Raw genomic sequence first — 1171 nt, 5'->3', positions numbered from 1 at the left:
GGGCCTGTTGCGTTATCGGGCTTTGGATGCCTGGAGAGACGGCAGGGGCGCATCGAGGTGCTTTCCGGCGCGGGTTTGCGGCCGGATAGGGTAGGAGTTGGCGTATTCGGTGGGTTTCGGGCGCAGTGCGACCCAGGCTCAGGTGGCCAGCGTTACCCAGCGGCGCATGTTGAAGGCCATGGCCGCGATGAGGACCTGTCCTGCCGCCTTGGCCAGGCCGCGATAGCGGATGGCGCAAAGTCGCATGCGGTTCTTCAAGGTGGCGAAGGTTGTCTCGACGGCAAAGCGTTGCCGGGCGATCAGCTGGTTGAACTGCTTCAGGCGCGCCGGCAGGCGCGGATGATGCTTGTTGGCTCGCCGCATCAGCCGCGGCTTGATCCCGCGCTGCCTCAGCGACAGCTCGCGCGCCTTGGTGTGATAGGCCGCATCCGCCAGCACCGCGCCTTCGTCGCCACAGATCAGATGATCCGCTTCGACCGTGTCGTTGACGTTGGCCGCTGTCGTCCTCACCCGGCGGATCAGACCAGAACCCTGGTCGACACCGACATGGGCCTTGTAGCCGTAAGAGGAGCCAGGCTTGCCCTGCCGGCGTGTAAAGCCGGCATCGGGATCGCCGACCTCGCCCACCTCCTGCGCGGCCCCACTGGGTGGCCGCGCCGCCGCAGTCTCGATCACCGTGGCATCGAGCATCGTGCCGCGCCGCAGGATCAGCCCGGCTTTGTCCAACTGATGGTCCAGCTCGCCAAACAACTTCTCCAGAAGCCCGGCTTCGACGAGAAGACTGCGAAAGCGGTTGAGCGTGGTGTGGTCGGGCACCGTCTCCTCGAGCGTCAGCCCAACGAAGCGGCGGAACGACAGCCGATCGGCGAGCGCCTCCTCCAGTTCGCTGTCCGACAGCCCATACAAGGATTGCAGCAGAAGCGCCTTGAACATCACCAGCGAATTGTACGCAGGCCGCCCTGGCCCCGCCGGCGAGCGCAGCCGCGCAAGGATCTTCTCGAAGCGATACCACTTCACCAGCGACGACAGCCGGTCCAGCCGACCACTCCGACCAAGACCCTGTGGCAGCAGAGCCTCCACAAAACTGAACTGACCGCTCGGCTTCGTCGTCATCGCAAAATCCCCGTTTCAAAAACAGGGAATCACATCCATCCAATTTTGCAACAGTCCC

The 1171-nt window shown here is 64.2% G+C and carries 1 protein-coding gene; it reads right to left on the bottom strand.

Annotated elements, in window-relative coordinates:
• Positions 1-138: 138 nt before the first annotated feature.
• The gene (locus AC1D1N_RS32325) at positions 139-1113 is read right to left on the bottom strand and encodes an IS5 family transposase (RefSeq protein WP_477353341.1); all 975 of its coding nucleotides are present in this window, start codon (positions 1111-1113) and stop codon (positions 139-141) included.
• Positions 1114-1171: the final 58 nt, after the last annotated feature.

It is taken from the genome of Mesorhizobium sp. P2_B5, assembly GCF_056404775.1.
Note: the sequence above shows the minus strand (reverse complement) of the source record. Positions and strands in the feature narration are given on the sequence as shown.